Origin of the sequence: Hoylesella shahii (genome assembly GCF_937990675.1) — a bacterium.
Lineage (GTDB): Bacteria > Bacteroidota > Bacteroidia > Bacteroidales > Bacteroidaceae > Prevotella > Prevotella shahii.
In genome coordinates, this window is the sequence record NZ_CALKQY010000066.1 from 23,035 (window position 1) to 31,348 (window position 8,314).

The 8,314-nt window shown below is 46.0% G+C and carries 6 protein-coding genes; 3 read left to right on the forward strand and 3 right to left on the reverse strand.

The window, feature by feature from the left end; translation table 11 throughout:
• Positions 1-66: 66 nt before the first annotated feature.
• A complete protein-coding gene (locus tag QME03_RS09805) occupies positions 67-2,481 on the reverse strand; it encodes a DUF3160 domain-containing protein (RefSeq protein WP_281724260.1) in 2,415 nt (804 codons plus the stop codon).
• Positions 2,482-2,643: 162 nt separating this feature from the next.
• Positions 2,644-3,111 (reverse strand): hypothetical protein, encoded by a 468-nt coding sequence (locus QME03_RS09810; RefSeq protein ID WP_273147753.1) that lies wholly within the window; start codon positions 3,109-3,111, stop codon positions 2,644-2,646.
• A 473-nt stretch (positions 3,112-3,584) separates the two neighbouring features.
• Here QME03_RS09810 and QME03_RS09815 point away from each other — a divergent pair, with 473 nt between their 5' ends.
• From QME03_RS09815 to recG, 3 genes are all read left to right on the forward strand, one after another.
• Positions 3,585-4,154: a DJ-1 family glyoxalase III gene (locus tag QME03_RS09815; RefSeq protein ID WP_273147749.1), complete on the forward strand. Its 570-nt coding sequence runs from the start codon at positions 3,585-3,587 to the stop codon at positions 4,152-4,154.
• A gap of 12 nt (positions 4,155-4,166) precedes the next feature.
• Complete coding sequence (locus QME03_RS09820) at positions 4,167-4,856, forward strand: 2-C-methyl-D-erythritol 4-phosphate cytidylyltransferase (RefSeq protein WP_281724261.1); 690 nt, start codon at positions 4,167-4,169, stop codon at positions 4,854-4,856.
• Positions 4,857-4,919: 63 nt separating this feature from the next.
• Complete coding sequence (recG, locus tag QME03_RS09825) at positions 4,920-7,019, forward strand: ATP-dependent DNA helicase RecG (RefSeq protein WP_281724262.1); 2,100 nt, start codon at positions 4,920-4,922, stop codon at positions 7,017-7,019.
• Positions 7,020-8,122: 1,103 nt separating this feature from the next.
• On the opposite strand, the gene QME03_RS09830 is transcribed toward recG, so the two are convergent.
• On the reverse strand, positions 8,123-8,314 hold a 192-nt coding region (locus QME03_RS09830; protein ID WP_281724263.1), incomplete at its 5' end, for a hypothetical protein.

Here is an 8,314-nt window from a genome sequence, read left to right on the forward strand (position 1 = left end):
TTGAGGCATACATTTAGTTGTTGTTGGGGTGAGAATGGGTTTGCACGAGTGAGCTAACTGCCAATGTTAGCACCCTGAACTGTAGAAAATTTCTTCGTTGTCTAGTGGCATGTTGTCTAGCGGGACGGTGATTTCGTCCATCCATTTTGGCACGCCAAGGTAGGGTTTGGCCTTTAGTTTCTCTTGCCATTCCTCGTCGGTGAGTCGTTGTTGATTAATCGACTGTTTCAGTTCGCGGTAAGACAGCACTGCGCCACGCATCAAATATAGTTCGTTGCCCACGGGTACTGCCACGTAGATAACAAAGGCTGGTCCTGTGCCTGCATAGAGAATGGAGTGGTTGGGATTGTTCAAAGCATTGGCTGTGTATACATCTGCAATCAGTGCCACACTCTTATCGGCTCCTTGAATGTTATCCCATCCATCGAGAAATGGCTTGTCGCCTTTGGCCAGGTCTAGCGAAATGTTTTCTACTTCCGACCCAATAATTTCGATATAGTTATAATCCTCGTCGCTAAGAATGGGGTTGGAAGATAGTTCTTTCTCGCTAATCTGCAACAAAAATTCGGCCATTTCTTTCACTCTGGCTGTGGTGGCATTCATCATTGGTGTATTAAGCTTATAGCGTTTGTACACACTTTCAAGTTGCGATACCAGTTCAATAGCTTTTTTCCAGAACTGAATATTGGGCTCAACATAGCCTTTTACGATGGGTTCGGGTGGTCCGCCGTCTCCACATTCAGCCCCCATGGGTTGTTTGGCATAAAGAATGGCGTCGTGTTTCAGTTCTGCCCACGAAGCCAAAGCCGCGTTAAGGTTTTTCTTTTCCCATTGTGGGGTGAGCATAAAATAGGGAGCATCAGGCACAGGCTTGTTCATTTCGTTGAGCGCCTGCACCCATTTGTTGGCCACAGTGGTGTTCCAATTAATCTCTTTCATGCGCTGTTTCATGGCTTGCAGCGTGGGTACAAATCCTTCCCAGCGTTTGTCTTCTTGCTGTTCTTGCAGCAATATACGTTCGGCTGCAGGGCAACCCATGGCAGCAAACACATCTAGTCCGCTTGGTGCGTCGCGTTTGGTTACATTGTTTTTTGCATCAATCATTTCGTTTAGCACCTCCGCGTCGGGCATATAGCGTTGCGGCATCAAATTGATTTTGTTGTGCGAGGTGTTTTCAAACTTCGGTCGAATGCGTGTTTGCTTATCTCCCACCTCGTTGATGCGTTTGGCAATAGTGTTCAACAGTTGCTGATTGTTGAATATTTTTTCGGGAGAAGCGCCCTGCATCTGTTCAAACACTTGCATGATGGTGATGTTATCGGGTTCGCCAAACAAGAAGGTGATGGGTTCGAACAGCGCATTGTAGGCACGTTTCATCTGTGGGTCGGTTCCAACAATGTGTGCAACGAGCAAGGCCCGCTTGAGTTGTTCGGGCTTGTCGGTACCAAAGGGCACGCTTTGCAGCCACATCATGGTGCGGAAATAGCGCTTGATGCGAGCCGAACGGGTGTAATGCCCACGCGGACGATAGAGCGAATAGGGGTATTTCACATTGTTATAGCCCAAGAACGAAGAGTAAGTATCTTCCGATGCATTCACTTGTTTAATCTCGGATGCCACTTGTTGCTTGTAAGCTGCGCTCACACCGGCAGGCGTTTTGCCGGTAGAAAGGGCTATGGCCACGGCGAAATAGGCCTGACAAAAGGCTGCTGCCTCCTTAGTTTGCTTCCCTGTTGAGGGCGTTGTGGCCAATTGTGTCATGCGGTTGAACATTCCCCGCGTGAAGATTGTCACCAGCGAGTCGAGCTTTTTCTCTTCGGTGTCGCGCAAAATATTGTCGAAATAGAAGTGGAAAAGCTGTAAATAAAGGTCGGTGGTTACGAAACTGGGGAAGTTGGAGTAGTCGTTTTTCTCGTAAACATGAAACAATTGCTGCAATTGGTCGGGCACGATGGCAAAGCCCTGCCTGCTGATGGCGGCATGCAATCTTGGGTCGAAGTTCTCTAATTGAAAGGGGTTAATCAGCAAATCCAGGTTAACCACTTGTCCTTTAGCCAACTTGTTTTTGTTGGCTAATATCTTATTTTCCTGCTCTTCAATCTTTTTAAGAAACGCTTGTTCTTCTTTCGTTAGCTTTGGTTGCCTTTGTCCCCATTCGTTGGTGTTGTCTATGTCAAGTGTTTCGTTCTCGTTGTCGCTCCTGTTCCACATCAACGAATCGTACCATGTTGTTTGTTGGTAGATGGCGCGCAGGTCGCCTTCTTTAAAAATATAACCTTCGCGGGCCTTAAATGCATTTTTAAGCACGCGCAATTCGGCGAGCGACAATTTAGATAGGTCGGTTTTAAGGTTTATCTCTTTGTTAAAACGCTCAATATCAAGTTTTCCTTTACCGGGTAAAATCACCCGTTTTGGTCCGTCGTCGGCATACAGCGTAATCCCAAATGCCACAAGGGCGATTAGTAGAAAAATTCTTTTCATTAATAATTAATTAGTTAAAGATGTGTTATGCCCTTGTTGTTGCTGGGCATACATCGGGTTTAGGAATCAATTTACTAACTCTTGCAGGGCACATTTTGTGCTACACGTATATATAATAGGTGTTGTTTGCCAATGAGGGGCGAGCAATGAGTGGTTTCTAAGCTATTGGTTAAATACCTTCAAGGCCTTTTGGCGCTCCACTTTCATGGCCATAAATCGCACAAATTCGAAGCCGAAGCCCTGCCAACGATATTCGGCCACCACGTATTGTCCGCTGCTGGTGGTTTCCAAACTGCGCACCACGCCATTCACAAAGCGAAAATCTTGCAGTATTCCGCCCAGCTTCGACCCCATCCACATGGCTCTAACGCGATTCTTGTAGTTCTTAAATACAAAGAGTCGACGCCCTTTTTGCTTGTAGTATCGGGTGCTTTTAATCACGCCCACCAACGCTTCTGTTCGGCCATCGCCATCAACATCGCCTGTTTCTAAACGATAAACTGGATAGCGAAGCGCCCAGCGGTTGGTTGTCGAATCGGTTTTTAACGTGAGATAATTAAGACTATCGTTCACCGATTCTATGCTATAGGTCTGCGCCCTCATGCTTTTTGAAGCACATAGGGCAATCATTGCTATGCATGCGTATGTTCTTAAAGCGGCTGTCATTGTTGCACTTGGTGGGCGCGTGGCGCTTGGCCTTCAGTGTTTATAACGTGTTGCTTGTTAACTCGCCATGCTTTACGCTCCTATTGATATTGCAAAAATAAGACATATTTTCTAAAGTTGCAAGTCTTTTGGACGATTGTTGGGGATTTGTTGGCAATGGATGGCTGCGTGTATGCCGGTTGTAATCTCGCCAATGGCTATCTTGGCGGATGTGCCCTATTTGGATAAGAGCTTCTGCTTAACGTGGCTGCGCCCCTCACTTTTCCCAAAATGGCTCTGTATTACACCCTCATTTTCGCCTTTATTATCACAATCTATTTGCCAAAAACACAAAATGTGGGTAGAACGATTTAAAAAAACGCACTGTTTGCCTATGCTTACGCCGAAAATGGCTATTTTTGCAGTTAAGATTTTAACGTTAAACCCAATATAAAGTTATGGCAAAAGTGTATCAATTCATGGCCGACGGATTTGAAGATATCGAGGCGTTGGCTCCTGTTGACATCTTGAGAAGAGGTGGATTAGAGGTGGTTACTGTGAGTATTATGGGACACGAGTTGGTGACGTCTACCAATGGCGTGTGTGTTAAGGCCGATGTGCTGTTCGAAAATGCTTGCTTCGATGATGCCGACCTGCTGCTATTGCCCGGCGGACTGCCTGGGGCTACCAACCTTAAAGAACATAAGCAGCTGGCCGATGTGCTTAGACAACAGGCCGAAGCTGGACGAATGATAGGGGCTATATGTGCTGCTCCGATGGTGTTGGGCACTATGGGGCTGCTTCAAGGTAGGCGAGCCACTTGCTATCCTGGTGTGGAACACACTTTGCACGGAGCTGAATACACTGGCCAACTGGTAACGGTAGACGGCAATATCATCACTGGCGAGGGGCCTGCTGCTGCTTTCCCCTATGCTTACACGCTGCTCGCGATGCTCGTTGGACACGACAAAGCCGAAGAAATTCAGATAGCCATGCGCTACAAACACCTTATGGCCGAACGCTCTTAACTAGCTTTAGCCATGAATTATGTTGTGATTGTTGCTGGCGGAAAGGGTTTGCGCATGGGGGGCGACGTGCCCAAACAGTTTCTCTTGCTTGGCGGAAAACCTGTGCTGATGCGCACCATCGAGCGCTTTCATGCCTTTGATGCTCAGCTACAAATTATTTTGGTGCTACCACCCGACCATCAAGGTTATTGGCATGAACTATGCCTCGCACACCATTTTAAGCTGCCTTACTTGCTGGCCGATGGCGGTGCAACGCGCTTTGAGTCGGTAAGAAATGGACTGGCTCTCATCCCTAACGATGCTCAAGGCGTGGTGGCGGTGCACGATGGCGTGCGCCCTATGGTGTCGGTGAAGGTCATTGAACGCTGTTTTGCTATGGCTTGCAAGACTCAAGCGGTTATTCCCGTTACACCAGTGGTCGAAACGCTGCGACAGATAATGCCCGATGGCGCTAGCCAAACGGTTAATCGCGATGCCTACAGATTGGTACAAACACCGCAAACCTTCGACTTGCAATTGCTCAAACAGGCCTACCAACAGCCTTATAGCACAGCTTTTACCGACGATGCCTCGGTGGTTGAGGCTCTGGGCATGCAAATAACAATGGTTGAAGGCAATAAAGAGAATATCAAAATAACCACTCCTTTCGACTTAGATGTGTGCGAACGTCTTTGGATTTCGACTCATTCGGCTGCGCAATAATGACTAGGCGTAAGGCAAATATGCTTTTGACTTAACGCTTATTTCACAAACTCAAACCCTACAATGCACTCCATACTAGATCAAGACATCATGTATCTGCCGGGCGTTGGTCCGAGAAAGAAAGAGATTTTGAGCAAAGAACTCAACATCAATACCTTCGGCGACCTGCTAGAATACTATCCATATAAGTATGTCGACCGCACTCAAATCTATCGTATTGCCCAATTACAGGGCGATATGCCTTATGTGCAGCTGAAAGGGCGCATTTTAAGTTTTGAGGAATTCGATATGGGACCGCGCCGAAAACGCCTCATAGCACACTTCTCGGATGGGTGGAACGTGGCCGACTTGGTTTGGTTTCAAGGGACTAAATATATTCTTAATACCTATAAAGTGGGGGTGGATTATATCGTGTTTGGCAAACCTAGCATGTATGGTGGTAGGTTTCAGATTGCACATCCTGATATAGACGAGGTCACTGAACTGAAACTTACCGAGATGGGCATGCAGCCTCACTACGGCACTTCCGAACGAATGAAGAAGGCTGGCATCACTTCGCGAACTATGGAAAAACTCACAAAGGGATTGCTCGAACAAATGCAAGCTCCGCTCACCGAGACGCTTCCGCCCTTTATTACCAATGCCTTGCATCTCGCTTCGCGCGATGAAGCTATGCGAGGGGTGCATTATCCACATAACAACGATGAGTTGCAACGTGCTCAAATGCGATTGAAGTTTGAAGAATTGTTTTATGTGCAACTCAATATTCTGCGCTATGCCAATTATCATCGACGTAAATATCGTGGCTATAATTTCTCAAAGATTGGTCAATATTTCAACGACTTCTATCACAACAACCTGCCTTTCGAACTAACGGGTGCCCAAAAACGCGTGATGCACGAGATACGTAACGATATGGATAGCGGTAGGCAGATGAATCGTTTGGTGCAAGGTGATGTGGGCTCGGGTAAAACGCTCGTGGCGTTGATGGCGATGCTCATCGCTGTGGATAATGGTTTTCAAGCTTGCCTCATGGCCCCAACTGAAATATTGGCCGAACAACACCTGGCCACCGTGCTGCAAATGTTGAAGGGAACGGGCGTAACGGCTGAATTGTTAACGGGTATTGTGAAGGGTAAACGACGCACCGACGTGTTGCAAAGGCTTGCCACAGGCGAACTACATATTTTGGTGGGCACGCATGCCTTGCTTGAAGATAATGTGCAATTTGCTAACTTAGGACTGGCTGTGGTTGACGAACAACACCGATTTGGCGTGAAGCAGCGTGCCAAACTGTGGGCAAAAAACGATAATCCGCCACATGTGCTGGTGATGACTGCAACGCCCATACCGCGGACTTTGGCCATGACCATCTACGGCGACCTTGATGTGAGTGTGATAGACGAACTTCCTCCTGGACGTAAACCTATCCAAACACTGCACAAATACGACAACCAAACCACCAGTCTATATGCTGGCATTCGCCAACAGGTGAATTTGGGACGACAGGTGTACATCGTTTATCCTTTAATAGAGGAGAGCGAGAAAACCGATTTGAAGAATTTGGAGGAGGGATATGCTGCTTTGACCGAGATTTTTCCCGAATATAAGTTGAGCAAGATACATGGAAGGATGAAATCGAAGGAGAAAGAAGCAGAGATGACGCGCTTCGCTAATGGCGAAACGCAGATACTTGTGGCAACAACGGTTATCGAAGTGGGGGTGAATGTGCCTAATGCTTCGGTGATGGTGATACTTGATGCTCAACGTTTTGGCCTCTCGCAGTTGCACCAATTACGTGGAAGAGTGGGGCGCGGTGCCGACCAAAGCTATTGTATCCTTGTTACAAACCGAGCGCTTTCGGCCGAAACTCGTAAGCGCATCGACATTATGTGCGAAACCAACGACGGCTTCCGTATTGCTGAAGCCGACTTAAAGTTGCGTGGCCCAGGCGACCTTGAGGGTACGCAACAAAGTGGTATGGCCTTCGACCTTAAGATTGCGAATATTGCTCGCGATGGCGCTTTGGTGCAATTGGCCCGTGATGAGGCTCAAAAAATCATCGAACGTGACCCCGATTGCAACCTGCCCGAACATGCTATGCTGTGGAATAGACTCAAAGAATTGCGCAAAACGAATATTGATTGGGCCGCAATTAGCTAACAAGAGTAGTTTTTGGCGTTGCTTTGCTCCTTCTTTTTCGTTCCTCGAAAAGTGCGTTTTGCCTTTCCACTTCGCGCAAAGCTCTGTGTTGGCGATTTCTAATTCTCACCATGACAATGTACGAGCAAGCTCGACATTGTTCATTGGGCTTAACGAAAACTTTTTTTTCAACGCCCCATTCTTGTTTTACTTGTCGACAGTGCTGAAAATATTTTACAAAAGGAAAATTATTCGCCCCTCATTCTAGCGAAAATTAAAGCCCAAAACCATGCATTTAGCCTATAATTTAGCCCAACAGCATTTTGTTTTTACGTCCTTTTCGAGCATTTCGTTTGCGTTTTGCACCATTTAGCCTTTCTAGATTGAGGCCAGTTCATAAATTCACATCGCCCCAAAACCAGCTTTTAGAACCTAAAAACCTACTTTTTGAACACGTTTTTGCACAGATAAGTCTTGTTTTCCACCGTTATTTAATGCATAAAGTCACCATGCAGTACGCAAAATTATGCAACCCCACTTGCATTTTCCAGCATTTCATCTCGCATTTAGCACCATTTTACCCCGCGTTTTGCACCATTTTACCTTGCGTTTAGCAACATTTAGCCTTGCGTTTTGCTGCTAAACGCAAGGCTAAATGCAACAAAACACTCAAGTTATTGCTACAAAACGCCTATTGTTCGGCCTCTTTCGCATTTCTATGCAATGCAAATGTTGTATTCTCGCATTTAGGATTTACCCCATTTGATGCTACAAAAAAACCTCGCGAGAATGTAATATTTGCGTGCGAGTGAACAGTTGTTGGGTTTTGAGGGCTGTTTTTGCGCGTGAATTTACGCTGAAAATTTTACATTCATCCAGCCAAATACAACTTTAAACACAAGCTAAACCAAGCAGACCATAAACAATAGAAAAGTAGTAAGCACAGACACGACCATGTTCCCAAATAGTGGCCGAACGAAAATAGAAGAATAAACTGGGATTGTATTTGTTGCGCCCTTGCATACTTTAACGTTTAACGTTAGGTAGCTGCTTGATAAAGCATGTGGCCTCACTTGATGCCTACGTTTTTTGTAATTTGGTAGTGAACGGCAAAATTGTATTCGCTATTTAAAAGGGCAGTCGACTCCCATATATATAAATAAGGTGTATTTGCTTATTTTGTGTTCTTTTTGTAAGAAAAGGAAAAAAGTTGCAATTTTCGTTGATATTTTTCTTAAAAAGGCTTGTGTGTTGTTGATTTTCTTTATACCTTTGCATCCGCTTTCAGGAACGAAGTTATCCTGAAGCAAATGAAA

What these genes read in the sequence shown, in the direction of transcription:
- QME03_RS09805 (WP_281724260.1), bottom strand. Translation starts at nt 2,481, where the DNA reads ATGAAAAGAATTTTTCTACTAATCGCCCTTGTGGCATTTGGGATTACG.
- QME03_RS09810 (WP_273147753.1), bottom strand. Translation starts at nt 3,111, where the DNA reads ATGATTGCCCTATGTGCTTCAAAAAGCATGAGGGCGCAGACCTATAGC.
- QME03_RS09815 (WP_273147749.1), top strand. Translation starts at nt 3,585, where the DNA reads ATGGCAAAAGTGTATCAATTCATGGCCGACGGATTTGAAGATATCGAG.
- QME03_RS09820 (WP_281724261.1), top strand. Translation starts at nt 4,167, where the DNA reads ATGAATTATGTTGTGATTGTTGCTGGCGGAAAGGGTTTGCGCATGGGG.
- recG (WP_281724262.1), top strand. Translation starts at nt 4,920, where the DNA reads ATGCACTCCATACTAGATCAAGACATCATGTATCTGCCGGGCGTTGGT.